The following is a 20,614-nucleotide window of genomic DNA, read 5'->3' as shown; positions in this document are numbered from 1 at the left end:
ATTATTAAAGTTTATAAAGTAAGGAGCCTGAACATTGTTTGCTTTCGGGCTTTTTTAATTGTTTTACTTAATTACAAACAGTGAGGAGAGGTACTATTATGGACAGCATCATCTTCGACCTAGACGGAACCCTGTGGGATTCAATTGATACCGTGTTAGGGTCATGGAATAGCACCATCAGTGAACATAACAAAGTCAATACAGAACTAACACGAAAGCATTTTGAGCAGACGATGGGGCTTCAGATGAAGGAAATCGGAAAGAAATTGTTCCCGGAGCTCGATGAAAACGAGAGGGAGAAACTGCTGAGCGACTTATCGAGGCATGAAATTGGTCACCTCCGTCAACACGGTGGGGAGCTTTACGATAAGGTCGATGAGGTTGTTTCGGTATTGGCGAACAAGTATAAGCTATTCATCGTAAGCAATTGCCAGCATGGCTACATCGAAGCATTTTACCACTATCATGGCCTGGAAAAGTATTTTATCGACTATGAAAATCCGGGGAGGACCGGTCTTTCCAAAGGGGAAAATATTAAGCTGATCATGGAACGCAACGAGCTGAAAGCCCCCGTCTATGTCGGGGATACAAAGGGGGATCAGCAAGCAGCAAAAGAAGCGGGGATTCCATTTGTTTATGCTCGCTATGGATTCGGAGATGTGGAGGATGCTGAAGCTATGATCGATTCTTTTGAAGAGCTGCTGGAACACTTTTAAAAGGACTATCAATGAACCAAAAAGGGACAGTGAACATGTCCCTTATATTGTTAAAGATAAGTGTGCCAATTTTATTAGTGGTAGAGAATTTTATGAATAGAAGTCAATTATGAGGGGTATAAAATGAAATTTTTAGATTGTAATAAAGAGGATTTTGAAACTTATGAAAAGTTTTTGACATTAAATACATGGGCTATGACCAAAAGTTTTTTTGATTTTACAGCTCCTGAAGATGGAAAAAAGATTATTATTCAAAAGATAAAAGTTGAAAGTGAAGTTGTCGCTCTAATTGAATACTCTAAGGGTACGTATGATGAAAATAGCCTATGTATAGATAACTTTGAAGTTTTTCATAAAGGGAATGGGATTGGAAGCGAGATACTTGATTTTATTAAAAAAGAAACCCGGGGTTCTGTAATTGAATTATACGCTTCAACTAAAAGAGCTGATTCATTTTGGAAAAAACATGGATTCGAAGAGGATAATGATGGTTCAGGAACTATTATTCTTCGACTTTTTAATTAGAGTTGAAATCGATTGAATGCTGAACAGTACAACCATACTGTTGAAAAGTTACTGAGACGATTACGTTAAGTGATCGTCTTTTCATATTTGACGGACACTTCCCAATTAAATTCAGATTATTCGGAAAATAATAGCGACAATTCGTTATCTTCTGGTATGATTTCAGTATGAACATTTGTTGTATTGTGAAGTTTTTCTATTAAACTAAAGATGAAGTTTTGCATTGACAATTCAACACAAAGACAAGGAGTGAAGTGATGAAATTTCTGCTCACATCTGCAGGCGTCAATAACAAAAGCATACACGACGCGCTGGTTGACATGCTGGACAAGCCGATCGCAGACTCCAACGCCCTGTGCATTCCCACCGCGATGTATGGACACCCCTGGGTCGGTCCTGGCGTCAAAACCTGGGAGTTTATCAGCGGGAATTCCGAGAATCCCATGGTCGATCTGGGCTGGAAGTCCGTTGGCGTGCTGGAACTCACAGCGCTGCCAAGCATCGATAAAGAACGCTGGGTGCCACTGGTCCAGGAGACGGATGTCCTTCTTGTGTCAGGCGGCGACGCCCTCTACCTGTCCCACTGGATGAAGCAATCCGGGATGGCAGACCTCTTGCCGTCGCTGAAGGCAGTCTATGTGGGAATGAGTGCTGGGAGCATGGCAATGGCACCTAATATCGGGGAAGACTTCGTCGGCTGGACTCCACCCACTGGCAGCGATGAAGCGCTGAGCCTGGTTGATTTTTCAATATTTCCCCATGTGGACCACGAGATGCTGCCAGGGAACACCATGGCTGCTGCAGAGAAATGGGCCGCGGGGATGAAGGGGCCAGCGTATGCGATTGATGATCAGACTGCTATCAAAGTAATTGACGGAACAGCCGAAGTGGTTTCCGAAGGACATTGGAAACGGTTCTCGCCATGATTTTATTCTTTCGCTAGGCTGGAGCCGCTGTGATGAAATGAAAAGAGGATAAAATTGAGCTGGGGATTAGCTTCCATCAAAGTAAGGGGTACTCTTTTTGAAAAGAGTACCCCTTCTATATTCATTATACCACACAAAAAATGGATAAAATAGACTATTCATTCTCAGGTGCTACTGCTAAAATCATTAGAACATTAGTGGTGAGGAGAGATGCGAATGAGTTCATTGGTTCTTGGTCTACAGGAAATCGGAAAAACACAACGTATGCTCGTTGGAGGAAAAGGGGTAAATCTGGGGGAATTATCAAAAATTCGAGGGATACAAGTACCAGAAGGATTTTGTGTGACAACAAAGGGGTACCGCAAAGCCATTGAACACAATGAAACATTTCAATCTTTGTTGAATCAACTAAAAACGGTAAAGGTAGAAGAGCGAGATCAGATTCGTGAGATTAGCAGGGATATTCGTCAAATCATCCTGGAAGTGGAAATTCCAACTGATGTTGTGCATGAAGTTGCTGACCATCTCATCCAGTTTGGTGAGAAACATGCGTATGCAGTGCGTTCCAGTGCGACAGCGGAAGATCTGCCGCATGCCTCTTTTGCCGGTCAGCAAGACACCTATTTAAATATCATCGGAAAAGAAGCCATCTTGCATCATATCAAGAAATGCTGGGCATCTCTTTTTACGGATCGTGCTGTCAGCTACCGTATGCAAAATGGGTTTGACCACAGACAAGTTTATTTATCCGTGATCGTTCAAAGGATGGTTTTCCCACAGGCTTCAGGGGTTTTATTTACAGCTGATCCGCTTACCTCCAACCGCAGGGTATTATCCATTGATGCCAGTTTTGGACTTGGAGAAGCGCTGGTCTCTGGTTTGGTATCGGCCGATCATTATAAAGTTCGGGATGATGAAATCATTGATAAAAAGATTGCTTTCAAAAAATTGGCTGTTACTCCAATTGAAGGCGGCGGAACAAAGACGCAGTCGATTGATCCTGAGCGGCAAAGGTCACAAACACTGACTGACCAGCAAATCTTACAACTTGCACGCATCGGAAGGCAGATTGAAAGTTATTTTGGCTCCCCGCAAGATATCGAATGGTGTTTGGTTGATGATGAATTTTATATGGTTCAGAGTCGTCCGATCACAACGCTTTTCCCCATCCCTGAAGCGAATGATCAAGAAAACCATGTCTATATCTCTGTCGGCCATCAGCAAATGATGACAGACGCAATCAAGCCATTAGGACTGTCTTTTTTCCTGTTAACGACTAATGCACCGATGCGTAAAGCGGGTGGAAGGCTGTTTGTTGATGTCACACGGCATCTTTCTTCATCAGCTAGTAGACACATGTTATTAACTAACATGGGACAACACGATCCGCTCCTAAAAGACGCACTCATGACCATCATTGAGCGGGATTTTATAAAATTGTTGCCTAATGATCATAAAGCATCGAATCCGGTAAGAGGCAATGCAGGTGGAGAGGAACCATTTGAAAAAGATCCATCCATCGTTTCTGATTTCATAAAGCGCAGCCAACTATCCATTGAAGAGTTAAAACAAAACATTAAAACCAAATCAGGATCAGATTTATTTGAGTTTATCCTGGAAGATATTCAGGAATTAAAGAGGATTTTATTTGATCCACAAAGTACAGCTGTATTCATGACTGCCATGAATGCTTCAACATGGATCAATGAAAAAATGAACGAGTGGTTAGGCGAAAAGAACGCAGCGGACACGCTTTCCCAATCTGTACCAAACAATATCACGTCAGAAATGGGGCTTGCTCTATTGGACGTCGCAGATGTGATTCGTCCTTATCCAAAGGTAATTGATTATTTGCAGCGGGTAGAAGATGATGACTTCTTGGATGAAATGGTCAAATTCGATGGTGGGCGGGAAGCAAGAGACGCAATCATTGCTTTTCTCAACAAATACGGAGTGCGATGCGCCGGAGAAATTGATATGACCAGAACGCGATTTAGTGAAAAACCAATGACACTTGTCCCGATGATTCTTGGTAATGTCAAAAACTTTGAACCTAACGCCGGCAAACGCATATTTGAGCAAGGGAAGCGAGTTGCCTTGGAAAAGGAAAAGGAGCTACTAGGTCGATTGAAACAATTGCCGGATGGTGAACAAAAGGCCAAAGAAACAAAACGGATGATTGATCTCATCCGAAATTTCATCGGTTATCGCGAATATCCCAAATACGGCATTGTTAGTCGTTACTTTGTTTATAAGCAGGCACTACTGAAAGAAGCCGAACGACTCTTGCAAATAGGTGTTATTTATAAAAAAGAAGATATATACTATCTCACATTTGAAGAATTCCGTGAAGCCGTATGCACAAATAAAATAGATTACCAGATGATCAACAAAAGAAAAGACGAGTACAAAATATATGAAAAATTGACTCCCCCGCGTGTGATCACATCTGATGGGGAAGTCATTGAAGGGAAGTACAAACGAGAAGACCTCCCAGCCGATGCAATTGCAGGTCTTCCTGTTTCATCAGGAATCATAGAGGGACGCGCTCGTGTTATATTAAACTTGGAACAAGCAGAGTTAGAAGATGGGGATATATTGATCACGACCTTTACTGACCCCAGCTGGACACCATTGTTTGTATCCATAAAAGGCCTGGTAACTGAAGTTGGCGGACTAATGACTCATGGTGCAGTTATCGCACGAGAATATGGATTACCAGCAATTGTCGGCGTGGAAAATGCCACAAAACGAATAAAAGACGGGCAACGAATTCTTGTCAATGGAACAGAAGGGTATATCAAAATATTGTAACGGCTGAATATGCAGCACCACTCCAGTGGTTCTCGGAGCGGTGTATTTGTATTATTGTAATTTTACGTGTATGGAACTAGACCGTATTGGCTGTGTAAAGGTTTGCCTCAACAATTTGAATCCCCAAATACTTCAGCGGGAGCGCGAGGGGCAGTGAACCTGTCCCTGATTTCACTTATATTGTTAAAGATAGTATGCTAATTTTATTAGTTTAAACAAGTTCATCATGGCTAGATTTTGTAATTTGTTAGTAGACTCATACTGCGTAACAAAAAAAGGGGAAATAGAAATAACCTAATGAGCTCTAAATTGGATATTTAAGTTAAAATATAATTAACTTTGCGAAATTTGTACTTAAAGTAACGGGCAGTAATGTTGAAGAAAGGAAAAAACGGTGATTTCAATGGACATAGACTTATTCCCAAGTAAACATGAACTTATTGATATATTTGAGTCAGAACCAAGTGGATTAGATGAAGATATGCCCTGGTATTACAATCAATTAAGGTTTGTATTAAAAAGAAATGAGAGTGTTCTTGAAGCTGAAATTATGCCTTCTGTCAGTGATGTAAAATTAAGATTGCATAATTAAAAACAAACATTTGCTTCTTTACAATTAGAAGATGTAAAAGGATTAAAAATTGAAAAAAAGAATGGTATTGAGTCTTTATGTATTATATTTGAGGATAGTTTGGTAAGGGATTTAATCATTATAACCAAGCCTTTTATTTCAATTTCATGGGGAACTTATAGAGATATATGATTTTTAAAGGGGAGCCAATCTCCAAGAAGGTGACTATTGCTTATTGAGCTAACGGGGCAGGTTAGTTGAAGAAGGATTTTTTCAACACTTTATAGAAAATAGATTGGTAAACATTGTATTTTATAAGGTGTGTGAGACTGAATGAACGTAAATAGAAAAATATTTGAGGATAATATGGAGAAGTACAAGGACCCAGCGATGTATGATTTGCAATATGAGAATTATTTAAAGGACCTTTCCCTGCTGCTTGAATGGGCGAGAAAATCAGGTGGAACTGTTGTAGATCTTGCTTGTGGGACGGGAAGGATTACTATACCAATTGCTCAACAAGGAGTCAAAATTGTTGGGGTTGACTTAAATAAGGGTATGCTTGAACGGGCTAAGCAAAAATCTGAACAGAAGCGTTTAGATATTACTTGGTTGCATCAGGATTGTTCAGATTTTAATCTTGGGTTTACAAGTCCTTTTATGTATATGACTGGAAATTCATTTCAACATTTTTTAACGAATGAATCGCAGGACAACTTATTACAATCTATATATAACCAATTAACCACAGGTGGTATTTTCATATTTGGGACAAGGTTTCCTATCTTTTCTGACCTTATATCTACTGAGACTCTAGAGAAGAATTATTATGATGGTTTAAATAGGCAGGTTTCTGAGTATTATATCGAGAAATATGAGCCTTTGGAGCAAATACTCCATTCAACTTCGGTCAGAAAAATTTATAATTCAAATAAAGAAATAATACAGGAAGAATCAGATAGCATTTCATTACGTTACGTTTTTCCGAAAGAAATGGATAGGATTTTACTGAAAAATGGTTTCAAAGTTATAAATAAATATGGAACTTGGGATAAAAAAAAATTAACTGATGAAAGTTCAGAAATGATTTATGTTTGCCAAAAACGTCAATAGTGGTTGCTAGGCAACCTTTTCTTTTTGCACTAACGGGCAGGGTAGTGGAAAAAAGGGAGAATTAAAAGGTGATAACTATTCAAAAAGCAGTCATTTCAGATGCCGAGAAGCTAACAGAAATAATGAAAAAAACATTTGATGAAGAAGCAAGAAGATGGCTTTTAAATCAAGAAATTACAGATTACAATATTCAACCTCCAGGTTATTCCTCAGTTGAAATGACTAAATATATAATTGAAGAATTAGCTTATTACAAAATAATATATAACAAAGATATTGTTGGTGGCATTATAGTGACCATAACGGGTATCACATTTTCACCTTAACTTCACATCAATACGATCGACATTCATCAATTTTATCTAAGCAGCTAAAGTCTGGGATGAATTTTTACTTGTTGTCGTCCGTTCTGCAGGGACAGTGAACCTGTCCCTGATTTCATCTATTCATATTCCACCCTGTTAAATTCGCGCCAATCCATGGCAACTTGTTTGAAGCATTCATCTCTGGACGGATACCAATCGTCTGTCATCCCTAATTCAAAGACCTGATCTTTGAACCTCCGAAAGGCACCTCTCCCTTGAATGGCGGCTTATAATCGCTCCTTCACATTCTCGTCTTCCACAGAGCAGCAGAAATTTTCCATCATCCGATATTCATTGATTTCATCTTTTTCTTATTTTTGGAAAAAGAACAGTCATTTGTTATTTTCTGGTATGATTTTAATAAGAAGTCAAAGCTAGAGCGATGAAGAATTAGTGAGGTTAGGAGATTTAATAATGAATGAAAAAACATACCTAAGTATAGAAGAACTTATTTCAGTACCCACCTTTTCAGGCATAAACATAAGTGAAAATGGAAAAAACGTAGCATTTGTTAAAAATACAGCTGACTGGAAAGCCAATAAATATAGGAATCACATATGGATATATGAAAAAATTAACGGGGAATGCTACACATTAACAACCAACGATATAGAGGGGACCTCCCCATTATGGGCTCCTGACTCCAGACATATTGCCTACCTTCGTTCAGTTGGTGACGGGGACCAGAAGAAAAATCAGATCTTCGTTGAGTCAATAGATGGTTCTAGCAGAGTTCAAATTACGGATGAGAAAGAAGGAGTCATTAAATTTAAGTGGGAGCCTGCTGGCAAGGGCTTTTATTATGTTGCCCAGTCAAAAGAATCTGAGGAAATCAAGAAACGCAAGGAGATTTATGGAGATTTCCATTATATAGGCAAGGAATACCAGAATCATTGTTTATATTACATACAAAGATCTAAGAACACTGAAAATGAAAAAAGCGTGGCGTATCCACTAACTGACGATCAGGATTTTCATATCCATGAATTTGATCTTTCAGCTAATGGGAAAAAAGCTGTATTTATGGCTGCACCAAGCCCAAATATGGAAGATTTCATAAATGGAGATTTATTCATATTAGATATTGAAGCTGGTGAGCTGCAAAAGGTGAATACAGATAAGTTGTTGGGCGGGAGTGTTTGCATTTCCCCCGAAGGCAGTAAGATATGTTACACAGCGAGCATAGGGGAGAAGGATTACTATAAAACCCAAATACAAGACAGTACACTAGAAATATACGATATGAATCATAGAGTGTTCATTCAACCTTTAACCGATGTTGATAGTACGGTTACTCCATTACGGTGGACAGATAAAGGAATTTTAATGAGATGGCAGAATAAAACGAATTATCATATTGGGTTGTTATCTGAGAACGGCAAGGTGGAAAAGTTAAGTGAAAAAGTAGATGGCTTTATCATCGATGCATCGATAACAAAGGATGGAAAGCATCTATCCTATAGTCATGCCGCATCAAATGAAACCTTTGAAATCTATCTAGACGATAACAAGATAACGGATGAAAATAGCTTTTTCAAAGGAAAGCTTTTAAGCAACAGGGAAGTAATCTCATGGCAAAGTAATGATGGTCTTGAAATAGAAGGGGTTTTATCAACCCCGGTAGACTTCGATTCCAAAAAAAAATATCCTTTACTGGTCCTCATTCATGGTGGTCCAGGGTGGGCATCTTTCCCCATCCATTCAGGCTGTTTCAATGAAAAATATCCTGTTGAGCAGTTCATTGAAAAGGGCTTTATCGTTTTAGAGCCGAACTACAGAGGAAGTACAGGATATGGGAATGAATTCTATAAAGCAAACTATAGAAAACTGGGAATCGGAGACTACTATGATGTTATATCCGGAGTAAATACACTAGTTGACAAGGGGATTGCAGATAAGGATCGAGTGGGGGTCATGGGGTGGAGCCAAGGAGGATTTATATCAGCCTTCTGTTCTTTATATAGTAATCGATTTAAGGCTGCTTCAGTCGGCGGTGGAATCACTAATTGGAGCAGCCATTATGTCCATACAGATATGCCTCACTTTATAAGGATGTATTTAGGAAATAATCCATGGAATGATCCAGAGATCTATCGTAAAACGTCACCCATGACCTATATTAAATCAGCCTGTACACCCACCTTGATCCAACATGGGGAAAAGGATGCAAGAGTTCCAGCTACAAATGCATACGAGCTATATCAAGGTTTAAGGGAAATGGGAGTTGATACAGAATTAATTATCTTTAAAGGAATGGCCTATAGCTCTGACCAGCCACGAATGAATGTGGCGATCATGAAGCAGAATTTGATGTGGTTTTCACACTATATTCTTGGAGAAAGTATGCAGGATTTTTAGGTTTTGAGAAAGGACTAATCGTTCAATAACAGATTAGTCCTTTTATTTGCTGATTAATTACCCATGCACGGTTCCTGTCTTAATTTATTCCAGATTGTTATCGTAATCGCTCCAATTATGACAACGGAAAGAATAATCAAAGTGACATGAAAAAAAGATTCACCAGTGGTCATTCCAAGAAAGCTATATAACATAACGACCGGGATGTTCGAGATCATTATCGTTAAGATGTAGGTGGGATACTTAATCCGGGCAGATGCCGACAAAAAACAAATGGCATCGGTCGGTGCAATTGGGCAGATGATGCCTAATGCTAGAAATTTATAATTATACTTATCCAAAAGTACGTGAAGTGTTGGATGTTTATGTTCAAGAAATTGGTTTATCTTTTTACTAGAAAGTGTTTTTGAAGCCACATATATCAATGTCTCGCTAAGAATCATTCCCGCCATAGATAGAGAAAAACCTAACAGGGGATCAAAACAAACCCCACCTAAAATCATTAGCGTTGTACCCGGTATGAAAGCGAGAAGCCTGACGATCCATAAAGCAACAAAAAATAACATAGTGTACTTTGTGTTGCCATTGATGAATTCCTTTAATGCTTCTAAATTAAGTGTCAGAAGATGGGTTTGCTTTAATATAAAAACGGATAAAAGCCATAAGGCCATAATGACAAGTTTCTTTTTCAATTCGATCATCCTTTGCTTATAATACATACATCATAAGCAAAGAAGATTAAGAAACAGTCGTTTAAATCCTTAAGAAATCTTAAGCCATTATAATAAGGGGTGTTCAACGATAAAGGTGATCCATCCATCTTTATACCTTGCTCGAATATCTCCGCCGTGTAATTCAACAATCCTCCTTGAAATGGCAAGTCCCAGACCCGTACCTTGATTATTCCTTCTTGCTTTATCACCTATATAAAAACGTTCAAATAATTTATTCATATCATGCACAGGAGGGGTATCAACACGGTTCGCTATCTTCATAACCGCCATGGAACCAAGTGTTTCGACATTGATATGGATTTCAGACGGTTTTACGCTGTATTTTATCGCATTCATCAGAAGGTTTTCATAAACACGGATCATTTTTTCAATATCCATCGCAACAGGAATTTCCTCATCAGGTGTTGTCTTAATGATCGTCAGCTTTTGCTTTTCAAACATTGGAATGTATTCACCAATCAATTGTTCTAATACATCCATCAAGTTTACTTCAGTAATGTCTAACTTGACATCAGGGCTTGATAAACGAGTATATTCAAATAATTCATTGATTAAGGTTTCAAGCCGTTTGGATTTGGAGTAAGACGTATGAAGATATTCATTTAACTGATTTGGGTTTGAATATTCACCCTTCCGGAGCAAGTCTAAATAGCCAATGATGGAAGTTAAGGGCGAACGCAAATCATGGGATACGTTAGTGATCAGCTCATTTTTGGCTAGTTCCAGTTGTCTTTCATATTCGAATTTATTGGCCAGCTCTTTTGACATGCTATTGATATTTTCAGCCAATCTGCTTAATTCATCATTCCCCTTCATATCAATCGTCAATCCCAATTTTCCATTGGCCATTTCATTGATACTTTCAGTGATGTGTTTGATATAGATCAGTTTGTTTCGGGTAATGGCCAGAAACGTGAGAATAAAAGAAAGGATCACGAAAGAAAAGATCAAAAACACCAGGACATTATAAGTGGTTACACCGATATCTTCCGTCGTCAGAAACTTGACGTTGTAGAGATGCAAAATAATCTGGGAGATGACGGTCATCACAACAATCGCAACTAAAAAACTAACCGCAACAGCTGCCAGAAGCTTTACAAGTAGTGAATTCTTCATTCGTTTGAATTTCATATTTTATAGCCGACTCCCCAGACCGTTTTGATATAAATGGGACGTTTGGATTCTTCTTCAATCTTCTCCCGGATTTTGGTGATATGCACCATGACGGTATTATCCGATTTGAAAAAGTCTTCCTTCCAAACGGATTCGTATATTTTGCTGACACTTAACACGATCCCTTTATTGCGGGCAAGAAGTTCAAGAATATCAAATTCCTTCGGTGTCAGTCTTACTTCCTTATTCCTTACCCATACCTGACGGGTATCTGTATTTACTTTGAGATCGCCAATTTCAATCAAGCCATTATTGATTTCAGCCTCCGTATTATATTTTTTATATCGCCTGAGCTGAGACTTGATCCTTGCAATCAGTTCCAAAGGATTGAATGGCTTTGTCATATAATCATCGGCTCCAGAAGCAAGTCCATGGATCTTATTCATATCTTCTGATTTCGCAGAGAGCATGATGATGGGCATATGGCGTTCTTCCCGAATCTTCATACAGGCTTCGATTCCATCCATTTTCGGCATCATAATATCTAAAATAATGAGGTCGAAATCCTCCCGTTCCAGTAGTTTTAATGCCTCAAGAGCATCTACAGCCTTTGTTGTCTCCATTCCTTCATTTTCTAAATAAACAGAGATAAGATTTCTGATGTCCGTATCATCATCCACAATTAAAACTTTTGTACTCAATCTATTCACACCTTTTCCACTGTCTTGGAATACGTTTATTTTGGCAGCTTAACACGATGGCAGGAGGGAAGTTTCGGTATTCACGCTTAATGTCAATTTGTTCAAAGTATTGGTCAAAAAGTGATTTTTTCAACAGGGTATATTGAAACGTAATGAACTTACCTCCGTTGGTAAGCAACTTGATGGTTTTATTTAAGATATCATTCGAGACATTCTGGGGCAAACTTGCAAAAGGCAGTCCAGAGATTACATAGTCAATATAAGGAATTCCATACTTTTTCACATACTTATCTATGTTTTCTGCCGAATCGTTTATCATAATCAAGTTATTTTCCGATTTGTATTTTTCTTTTAATGTTTGATAAAACACTTTATTGTTTTCAAACAACATTACGACCGTATGGGGGTTTCTGTATTTTAGGATTTTATCTGTAAATACTCCAGTTCCCACTCCATATTCAACAATATATTGGGCTGATTGGAATTCAACTGCTTCAATCATTCTATCTGCAAGGAAATCTGAACTTGGCAAAACTGCTCCGATTTTTCTGGGACTAATGAGATATTGAAGAAAAAACAGGTTTGGTTTCAAATCTATCCACTCCTTCGAATTGGGTACTACGGAAAGAATAGACTTAAAACCTAAAGGAACAGTAGTGGAATTTCTTAAGAATTCTTAAGAAGAAAGAAAAAGGAGAGCCAATGTCCCTGCTCTCCTTTTGTTATTCCAATTTGAATACTTCTCAGTAAGATATATGGTGTTTGGCGGCGAAAAATGTCATGAAGGGTACATTCTTATGGCGAAGGGGCAGGTTCAGTGAGCGAGGGTGTGAAAAAAATGGGGGTGAAACTATCCCTATGTCCCACGCTCTACCCAATCAGGGAAGGGTGTGTTTTCTAGTAGGGAGATTTCTTGGTTTCATTACTTGCTCTCTGTGATATTGTTTATCTCCCACGTTTCATATGGTGTGAAATTCAAAGGATAAACATAACAAGCCAGTTCGATTTTAAATCTTTTTCCGTTGATATCAACTAGTTCATTCGAAGATATTGTCCCTCCATCAAAGGGAACCCTGGCACTTGCAACAGATTTGATCCGCAGCGGATGCTTCATATTAATTATTTCTTTTACTGCGTTAGGGTCAGTTGAAGGTGCATAAACATCATTTTGATTGAGATGGTTTAATTCATAAGATAATCTTGTTTCTTTATTCCAATTGGAATGCCCGATGATGGGAATGAAAATGATAAGGAAAAGCGCCAGAATTGAAATTGTGATCTTTTTAGCGAGACGTATTCGTAAAAATAAAACGCAAATCAGTAAAACCAGCAACACAATGATACCAAGAGTAGCCCCTAAGTCGCTCAGCAAATAAATCATTATCCCACTTCCTTTTAGTGTAATTTTACACTAATTATACTATATTACACCCTAGTTTTTCAGCCATATTGTGGAATTTTTTAATCTCCCTTTTCTAATGTGCAGTCAATCGGTTACAACCTTTGTTGAACAGCAACAAATTTACGCAAAGAGGCATTTTTTTATCAAATAATGAAACAGCAGAACCGTCCCGGTGTTTCACGTATGGTAAAATATAGTTGAATATTTAGAATATTAAGTTCTTCGACTATGGAGAAAATACGTGGTGATTAAATGAATGAAGAATTAAAAAGGTTATGCGATGAAGATCAGCGTGATATGAAAGAGCTGCCGCCAAACCGTGTAGAGAAAGATAGAATGCGAAGAAAAAGAGTAATGGAAATTTTAAATGAAGGTGGAGCAGCAGAAGGAATTGATTATACTCACGCCGCCGTCATATTCCAACACGGAGAAACGTTGGATGATTGGTGGACAGCTCATCAACTTGCTTATCAAGCGAGTGAATTAGGGTTCCGTCAGGCAAAATGGTTAAGTGCAGTTGCTCTTGATAGATGGCTGCTAAGACAAGGGAAACCTACGAGGTTTGGTACCCAGTATATTCATTTAGGCGGAATGATCCGTCTTGCCCGTTTTGACCTTTCTACAACGGACGAAGAAAGGAAGGAGTGGGATGTGCCTTCTATTTCAGACAGCCTCATGTATAACAATGAAACAATTCGTGGAATGCCCGAGGGAAGGGTTATTTCCTCTTTTAAAATTCCTGAATTGAAAATGAACGTGGTGAGCCTAAGTAAAGATATCGTCCACTCTCCCACATTTGAAGGAGAGATTATTGGCTGCACACCAGATGATCGCCCAATCTTTAGGAATTGTCAAAATTGGAATTGGATTAATAAGAATGACGGAACTACTTTGGACTTAGGCTGGTTATTGATTCCTTACGCACCGACCATTGCCCACATTTTGGTTAACAAAGAAAAAGTAGAATTAAAAGGTTCAAAATTAAACGGGGAGCCTGTTATTTGGGTGGTTGATCATGCGCTCACCTTATATGTTAAAAGCGACAAAGGGGTTTGGGCAATAACGGGGAATGATTATAAGCGTATCGAAGAACTTGCCTTAACATTTCTGCTAGAGCAGCAGGGAAAACACACATAAAGTTTTTTCATCTTTTTTAGTTATTTTAATAAAAGTGTTCAAATCTATAAATCAGCTGGAGGTAGCTAAAGTGAATTTTCACCGTTCACCTATAACATTTGTAAGTCAAGTAAACCTAAAGGTACAAAATTTAGAACGTTCCATCGTTTTTTACAAAGAAGTCATAGGTTTTAAGGTGCTGGAACAATCATCAAGTTCTGCTACACTTAGTGCTGATGGAAAAACGGCTTTGTTATCATTAGAACAACCAGATCATGTCGTTCCGAAACAAGGAAGAACGACAGGGCTATATCATTTTGCATTACTATTGCCTCAGCGAACGGACTTAGCAAGGATTGTGCAGCATTTTAGGGCAAATGGAGTACAATTCGGTTCTTCTGATCATCTGGTTAGTGAAGCACTTTATTTATCTGACCCCGACGGAAATGGAATTGAAATCTATGTAGACCGGGAACCGGCCGAATGGAGTTGGAGCAATGGTGAAGTAGAAATGACCGTTGATCCATTGAATTTCATAGACCTCCTGGCTCTTGTGACACAGCAGTCATGGAATGGCCTACCGTCTGAAACAGTCATGGGGCATATTCATTTGCATGTATCTGAATTGGAAAAAACAGAAGAGTTTTATATTAGGGGACTTGGATTTGAAGTCGTAAATCGATTCGGTACACAGGCACTTTTTATTTCCGATGGCAAATACCATCACCATATTGGTTTAAATACTTGGAATGGAGTCGGTGCACCAACACCGCATGCTAATAGTGCTGGACTAGAATCATTTACCCTAATGCTTTCAAGTGAGGAAAAGAAATCTAAAATTATTGCACAGTTGAGGGGAATTGGGGCAGCCGTTAAAGAAGAAAGTGGTTCTATCGTTACTACCGATCCTTCAGGAAATCGTATACGGCTAGCAGCCCAAAAATAAACCAATATATAGACGCCTATCTCAATAATGGGAACAGTTATCCGATCTTTGTTGATCTTCCTAAATACGACGAACGCATCGAATTCATTGACTCGATGCGTTCAGTTTATAACACTTCATTTAGTTGCTTTTTCATATGCTTCGTCTGAAACAGGTTCTAACCATTCCGGCTTGCCTGCAGTGATTGCAATGTGTTCAAACCAGCTGTCTTTTGCAGCTCCATGCCAATGTTTTACACCATCATGAGTGACTACAACATCACCAGCTTTTAAGAATTGAGCGGGTTTTCCTTCTTCTTGGTACCAACCTTCGCCGCCAGTTACTAATAAAATTTGATATCCATCACGATGAATGTGCCAGTTATTTCGGCATCCTGGTTCGAAGGTAACATTCCCAACACCGACACTCACTTTTGAATCAAAAACTAATGGATTCAGATAACTTTGTCCCACAAAATATTGTGCAAATGCTTCGTTTTTTTCGCCTGCTGGGAAAATCACGCCGTTTTTTACTTCTTCGTGTTTTGCCATTTAAAATCCCTCCATTTCATTTTAATTTGCCGCCAAATACTGGGAAGAAACGATGCTCACCATAATCTTGGATGGGCTCTACATTCTTCAAAGCTTCCATATCTGCATCGCTGATGACAAAATCCAGCTCGGCATTGTTTCTCATGTGATCCGGATTAGCCGTCTTAGGAATGGCGACGAGACCAAGCTGGATATCATAACGTAGGCAAAGCTGAGCTACAGATACCCCATACTTATCAGCTATTACCTTAACCTCTTCATGATCCAACACTGCACCGTGTGCAATGGGTGAATACGCTTCTACCAGGATGTCATGCTTCTGGCAGAATTCAATTAGATCCAGAGGAGTATTGCTCACGTGTGCCAATATCTGATTCGCCATCGGCATGATTTCACAGCTTTCAAGAATATTCTCTACATCATCCTGAAGGAAGTTAGAAAGACCGATTGCTTTTACCTTGCCTGTCTTATAAGCATCCTCCATCGCTTTCCATGCTTCTTTGTTTTCCTCGAAGTAACGGTTCTCCTCACGGAATTCCGTCCAAGGCTGTGGGCTGTGGATAATCAGGAGATCAATGTAATCCAGCCCCATCTTTGCTAATGACTCATCAATGGACTTTGTAACGGCATCATAGGTCTTTGCTTCTGCAGCCACCTTGGTCGTGATGAAGAGTTCTTCTCTTGCGACACCGCAGGAACGGATTCCTTCCCCTACACCAGACTCATTCATATAAGCCTGAGCAGTATCAATATGACGATATCCGATAGATATCGCATCTCGAATTGCCTGTGCGGTTTGTGCGTCGTCAAGCAGCCAGGTTCCGAGCCCCAATTTAGGAATCTCTACACCATTTGATAATTTGTAAGTTTCATTAAACATATTTTACTCTCCTTTGCGATGTTAATTTTCAGGAATAACTTCATTCACGCAAGCTAATGCGTTCAGTGTTCGTGGAAAACCTATATAAGGGAGGCAGTGGGTGATGGCGCTTATTAAAGTGAGCTTGTTGTTGCCGACATTCTTGTTCCCTTGAACATGTGCCTTAACTTGACCTTCAGCACCGCCCAAAGCTGTGATGATGCAGAGTGTCAGCAATTCGCGTGTATTTAAATCCAGTCCCCCGCGAGTATAGAAGTCTCCGAAACAAAATGCGGAAAGGTATTCCTGTATATGCTTTTGATTCGATGGGGCACTCTCATGCATTTTTGTAATTACTTCACCGAAAATCTCCATCTGAACGGCCAATCCCTTGTCAAAGCGATTTGCTTCGTCAACCTGCTTTTGGCTTTCTAATGGCAGCGAAATTTCCTTGGATATAAAAACGTCATTGACTTCATGGATTGCATTTAACGTCATCGGAAATCCAATGTACGGAGCACACTGGTAAACAGCCTCTTTGATTTCTACAGGTGTTAAACCGACATTCAATGCCGCACTGACATGTGCATGTAGCTGAGGCAGCATCTGATTAACCGTAAGAACCACCAGGGTAATTAACTCATGCTTCTTGTCATCCAGATTCCCTTGATAGGAAACTTCCCCAAAAATAAAATGATTTAGAATGTCCTGAAAATCAGGATCGGTATGGTTTACGGCAGTCACTTCATTACCGAATAGCTGTTTATACTTTTCTCTGCTCTTTTCAACACGGTTCATACTTCCACCTCCTGTTTTAAAAAATGAATATTGATTGATTAATCAACACTTGTTTATAATTATAAAAGGTAACAAGCTGCATTCAATGGTTAATGTAGCTCGATTCGTTCATTACTCAACAAATAAATAAAATTTGTTTATTATCTTTAGGAAAAATGGGTGATATAAGATGTCTAAAGTGGATAGAAGAATTACCAAAAGCCAAAAATCCATAAAAAAGGCTGTTACTGAACTAATGTCAGAAAAAAACTATGATGACATAACCATTCAGGATATTGCAGATCGAGCAGATGTGAATCGAGGAACCATTTATCTTCATTACGTTGATAAATATGATCTATTGGATAAGATGATTGAAGAACATATCATCAACCTTCGGGAACTTTGCCAATCTGCATCTGATATGACCTTTCAAGAAGGAAATTATGTCTGGTTCGAATATTTTGAGCAAAATTATTTATTCTTTTCAACAATGTTGGCAAGTAAAGGGGCCCGTTTTTTTCGCCATCGGTTTCTTGAATTAGTCATCCAGGAGTATAAGCCTGAAGTGGATACAACCAAAGGAAAAAACAAGGGTTTCAATGAAGATATCATCCTTCAATTTTTTGCTTCAGCCATCGTTGGGTCAGTGGAATGGTGGTTCAAGAATGGAATGCCTTTGCCGGCTCGTGTTATGGCAGAACAAACAGGGGCATTATTAGATAGGAATCTGGATTAAATTAATGACGAGCATCATTAAAAACTTGCAATACAAAAAACGCCTTCTCCCAATGGGAAAAGGCGTTTTTTTCTAGTTAACTATATTTCACATCAAAACGATCGGCATCCATCACTTTCACCCAGGCTGCGATAAAGTCGCGGACGAATTTTTCCTTATTGTCGTCCTGTGCATAAACTTCCGCGAGGGCGCGAAGTTCTGAGTTTGAACCGAACACGAGGTCGAAGCGTGTAGCGGTGCGTACGACTTCACCTGTCTTGCGGTCGCGGCCTTCGTATTGGTTGAAGCCGGCTGGTTTCCACTCGACGCCCATGTCTAGTAGATTCACGAAGAAGTCGTTAGTCAGTGTGCCGACATGGTCGGTGAACACCCCGTGCTTCGTGCCGTTATGGTTGGCGCCGAGGACGCGCATGCCGCCGAGAAGGACGGTCATTTCAGGGGCCGTCAAGCCGAGCAGCTGCGCTTTGTCGACGAGCATTTCCTCTGGGCTTGTGGAGTATTGCTTCTTCTGATAGTTGCGGAACCCATCGGAAACCGGCTCTAATACATCGAAGCTTTCTGCGTCCGTCTGTTCAGCCGAGGCATCGCCGCGGCCTGGTGTGAATGGAACCGCTGCGTCGAATCCAGCATCCTTCGCCGCTTTTTCGATAGCAGCGCTTCCGCCGAGGACGATCAGGTCGGCTAGGCTGACCTTCTTATCAAGCTGGCTTTGGAGCTCTTGGTAAACCCCAAGGACTTTCTCCAACTGATCCGGTTCGTTCGCTTCCCATTCCTTTTGAGGAGCAAGTCGGATCCTGGCGCCGTTCGCACCTCCGCGCATATCCGAACAGCGGTATGTGCTCGCGGAAGCCCAAGCGGTTTTCACCAGTTCGCTCACGGTCAATCCGGAGTCGAGGATTTTCTCTTTCAGGCTCGCCACTTCCGCATCAGACAGATCATAGTCTACTGCCGGTACGGGATCCTGCCAGATCAATTCTTCCTGTGGAACCTCTGGCCCCAGGTATCGTGCCTTCGGTCCCATGTCGCGGTGAAGCAGCTTGAACCAGGCGCGTGCGAAGGCATCGGCAAACTCGTCCGGGTTCTCGTAATAGCGGCGGGAAATCTTTTCGTATTCCGGATCCATGCGGAGCGCCATATCCGCTGTCGTCATCATCGTCTTCACACGGACCGATGGATCTTCCGCATCCGGGGCCATATGCTCTTCCGCCATATCGACCGCTGTCCATTGGTAAGCGCCGGCTGCACTCTTCGTCAGCTCCCACTCGTACCCGAACAGCAGATCGAAGTAGCCGTTATCCCATTTCGTCGGATTCGATGTCCAAGCGCCATCGACCCCGCTCGAAATCGTATCGCGTCCTTTTCCGCTTCCATAGGTGCTAAGCCAGCCCAGTCCTTGCGTTTCAAGGTCGGCCGCTTCTGGATCGGCACCGACCAGGGATGGATCGCCGGCACCGTGCCCTTTTCCAAATGTATGACCGCCGGCAACAAGGGCAACCGTCTCCTCATCATTCATCGCCATCCGCGCGAATGTGTCGCGGATATCACGTGCACTCGCCACTGGATCAGGCTTGCCGTTCGGACCCTCCGGATTGACATAGATCAGCCCCATCTGCACGGCAGCAAGCGGATCTTCCAGCTCACGGTCGCCGGAGTAGCGGTTGTCTGCAAGCCATTCTTTTTCCGTACCCCAATACACATCTTCTTCCGGATGCCAAATATCTTCACGGCCCCCGGCAAAGCCAAACGTATTCAAGCCCATCGATTCAAGCGCGACGTTTCCTGTCAGCACGAGTAAATCAGCCCAGGAAATCTTGTTTCCATACTTCTGCTTGATCGGCCACAATAGGCGGCGGGCTTTATCCAAGTTGACATTGTCCGGCCAGCTGTTCAGCGGGGCAAAACGCTGCGATCCGTATGCGCCGCCTCCACGTCCGTCAGCCGTACGGTATGTACCTGCAGCATGCCAAGACATCCGGATAAAGAATGGACCGTAATGGCCATAATCCGCCGGCCACCAATCCTGGCTGGCTGTCATCAGCTCATGAAGATCCTTCTTCAGCGCATCGTAATCCAACTTCGAAAACTCTTCGCGATAGTTGAAGTCATCGCCCATCGGATTGGATTTCTTATCATGCTGGCGAAGAACACCCAAATTCAATTGATTCGGCCACCAGTCCTTATTGGTCGTACCACGGGGAGCCGTCGTCGTCGTAATCGCACTGTCCTTGTGATGCGTGACCGGACACTGTCCAGCAGCCGTATGCTCTTCTTGATCAGGCCTATTATTGTTTTCCATTTATCATTCTCCT

General features: G+C 40.8%; 19 protein-coding genes and 1 pseudogene. 11 read left to right on the top strand and 9 right to left on the bottom strand.

Annotation, left to right across the window (positions count from 1 at the left end):
- Positions 1-98 precede the first annotated feature (98 nt).
- The 8 genes and pseudogenes from D9X91_RS16655 (at position 99) to D9X91_RS16620 (ending at position 9,388) form a co-directional block, all read left to right on the top strand.
- Positions 99-716 carry an HAD family hydrolase gene (locus tag D9X91_RS16655; RefSeq protein WP_121681785.1) on the top strand — a complete coding sequence of 206 codons (618 nt, stop codon included), beginning with the start codon at positions 99-101 and terminating at the stop codon, positions 714-716.
- A gap of 123 nt (positions 717-839) precedes the next feature.
- Positions 840-1,241, top strand: coding sequence for a GNAT family N-acetyltransferase (locus D9X91_RS16650; protein WP_121681784.1), 402 nt, complete (start codon positions 840-842; stop codon positions 1,239-1,241).
- A gap of 257 nt (positions 1,242-1,498) precedes the next feature.
- A complete protein-coding gene (locus D9X91_RS16645; RefSeq protein WP_121681783.1) occupies positions 1,499-2,167 on the top strand; it encodes a Type 1 glutamine amidotransferase-like domain-containing protein in 669 nt (222 codons plus the stop codon).
- Between the two features lie 216 nt (positions 2,168-2,383).
- Positions 2,384-4,981, top strand: a complete 2,598-nt coding sequence (ppsA, locus tag D9X91_RS16640; protein WP_121681782.1) for a phosphoenolpyruvate synthase — start codon at positions 2,384-2,386, stop codon at positions 4,979-4,981.
- A 403-nt stretch (positions 4,982-5,384) separates the two neighbouring features.
- A complete protein-coding gene (locus D9X91_RS16635; protein WP_121681781.1) occupies positions 5,385-5,573 on the top strand; it encodes a hypothetical protein in 189 nt (62 codons plus the stop codon).
- A gap of 312 nt (positions 5,574-5,885) precedes the next feature.
- The gene (locus D9X91_RS16630; RefSeq protein WP_121681780.1) at positions 5,886-6,665 is read left to right on the top strand and encodes a class I SAM-dependent methyltransferase; all 780 of its coding nucleotides are present in this window, start codon (positions 5,886-5,888) and stop codon (positions 6,663-6,665) included.
- Positions 6,666-6,787: 122 nt separating this feature from the next.
- Positions 6,788-6,982 (top strand): annotated as a pseudogene (locus tag D9X91_RS16625) (GNAT family N-acetyltransferase); the annotation flags it as partial.
- A 462-nt stretch (positions 6,983-7,444) separates the two neighbouring features.
- Complete coding sequence (locus tag D9X91_RS16620; protein ID WP_121681779.1) at positions 7,445-9,388, top strand: S9 family peptidase; 1,944 nt, start codon at positions 7,445-7,447, stop codon at positions 9,386-9,388.
- Between the two features lie 53 nt (positions 9,389-9,441).
- On the opposite strand, the gene D9X91_RS16615 is transcribed toward D9X91_RS16620, so the two are convergent.
- From D9X91_RS16615 to D9X91_RS16595, 5 genes are all read right to left on the bottom strand, one after another.
- Positions 9,442-10,080 carry a TVP38/TMEM64 family protein gene (locus D9X91_RS16615; RefSeq protein WP_121681778.1) on the bottom strand — a complete coding sequence of 213 codons (639 nt, stop codon included), beginning with the start codon at positions 10,078-10,080 and terminating at the stop codon, positions 9,442-9,444.
- Between the two features lie 87 nt (positions 10,081-10,167).
- On the bottom strand, positions 10,168-11,253 hold the full coding sequence (locus tag D9X91_RS16610; RefSeq protein ID WP_121681777.1) for a HAMP domain-containing sensor histidine kinase: 1,086 nt from the start codon (positions 11,251-11,253) through the stop codon (positions 10,168-10,170).
- Positions 11,250-11,936, bottom strand: coding sequence for a response regulator transcription factor (locus D9X91_RS16605; RefSeq protein ID WP_121681776.1), 687 nt, complete (start codon positions 11,934-11,936; stop codon positions 11,250-11,252). The genes D9X91_RS16610 and D9X91_RS16605 overlap by 4 nt, the downstream gene beginning before the upstream one ends.
- Position 11,937: 1 nt before the next feature.
- Positions 11,938-12,528, bottom strand: coding sequence for a class I SAM-dependent methyltransferase (locus D9X91_RS16600; RefSeq protein ID WP_121681775.1), 591 nt, complete (start codon positions 12,526-12,528; stop codon positions 11,938-11,940).
- Between the two features lie 330 nt (positions 12,529-12,858).
- Positions 12,859-13,317, bottom strand: coding sequence for a hypothetical protein (locus tag D9X91_RS16595; protein WP_121681774.1), 459 nt, complete (start codon positions 13,315-13,317; stop codon positions 12,859-12,861).
- Positions 13,318-13,590: 273 nt separating this feature from the next.
- On the opposite strand from D9X91_RS16595, the gene D9X91_RS16590 reads away from it, so the two are divergent.
- Together D9X91_RS16590 and D9X91_RS16585 are read left to right on the top strand one after the other, a co-directional pair.
- Positions 13,591-14,475 (top strand): hypothetical protein, encoded by an 885-nt coding sequence (locus D9X91_RS16590; protein WP_121681773.1) that lies wholly within the window; start codon positions 13,591-13,593, stop codon positions 14,473-14,475.
- A gap of 70 nt (positions 14,476-14,545) precedes the next feature.
- Positions 14,546-15,400: a VOC family protein gene (locus D9X91_RS16585; protein ID WP_121681772.1), complete on the top strand. Its 855-nt coding sequence runs from the start codon at positions 14,546-14,548 to the stop codon at positions 15,398-15,400.
- Between the two features lie 116 nt (positions 15,401-15,516).
- On the opposite strand, the gene D9X91_RS16580 is transcribed toward D9X91_RS16585, so the two are convergent.
- Genes D9X91_RS16580 through D9X91_RS16570 form a run of 3 tightly spaced genes read right to left on the bottom strand, consistent with a single transcriptional unit; the run spans position 15,517 to position 17,587 of the window.
- Positions 15,517-15,930: a cupin domain-containing protein gene (locus tag D9X91_RS16580; protein WP_121681771.1), complete on the bottom strand. Its 414-nt coding sequence runs from the start codon at positions 15,928-15,930 to the stop codon at positions 15,517-15,519.
- 16 nt (positions 15,931-15,946) lie between these two features.
- The gene (locus D9X91_RS16575) at positions 15,947-16,810 is read right to left on the bottom strand and encodes an aldo/keto reductase (protein WP_121681770.1); all 864 of its coding nucleotides are present in this window, start codon (positions 16,808-16,810) and stop codon (positions 15,947-15,949) included.
- A 21-nt stretch (positions 16,811-16,831) separates the two neighbouring features.
- Positions 16,832-17,587: a carboxymuconolactone decarboxylase family protein gene (locus D9X91_RS16570; RefSeq protein WP_121681769.1), complete on the bottom strand. Its 756-nt coding sequence runs from the start codon at positions 17,585-17,587 to the stop codon at positions 16,832-16,834.
- Between the two features lie 169 nt (positions 17,588-17,756).
- Here D9X91_RS16570 and D9X91_RS16565 point away from each other — a divergent pair, with 169 nt between their 5' ends.
- Positions 17,757-18,305: a TetR/AcrR family transcriptional regulator gene (locus tag D9X91_RS16565; RefSeq protein ID WP_121681768.1), complete on the top strand. Its 549-nt coding sequence runs from the start codon at positions 17,757-17,759 to the stop codon at positions 18,303-18,305.
- Between the two features lie 76 nt (positions 18,306-18,381).
- Here the strand turns inward: D9X91_RS16565 and katG are convergent, their stop codons facing one another.
- On the bottom strand, positions 18,382-20,601 hold the full coding sequence (katG, locus tag D9X91_RS16560) for a catalase/peroxidase HPI (protein WP_121681767.1): 2,220 nt from the start codon (positions 20,599-20,601) through the stop codon (positions 18,382-18,384).
- Between the last annotated feature and the right edge of the window lie 13 nt (positions 20,602-20,614).

The sequence above is a fragment of the Falsibacillus albus genome, from assembly GCF_003668575.1.
GTDB classification, from domain to species: domain Bacteria; phylum Bacillota; class Bacilli; order Bacillales; family DSM-25281; genus Falsibacillus; species Falsibacillus albus.
The sequence above is the reverse complement of the archived record's forward strand: the minus strand, read 5'-3'. Positions and strand labels throughout refer to the sequence as shown.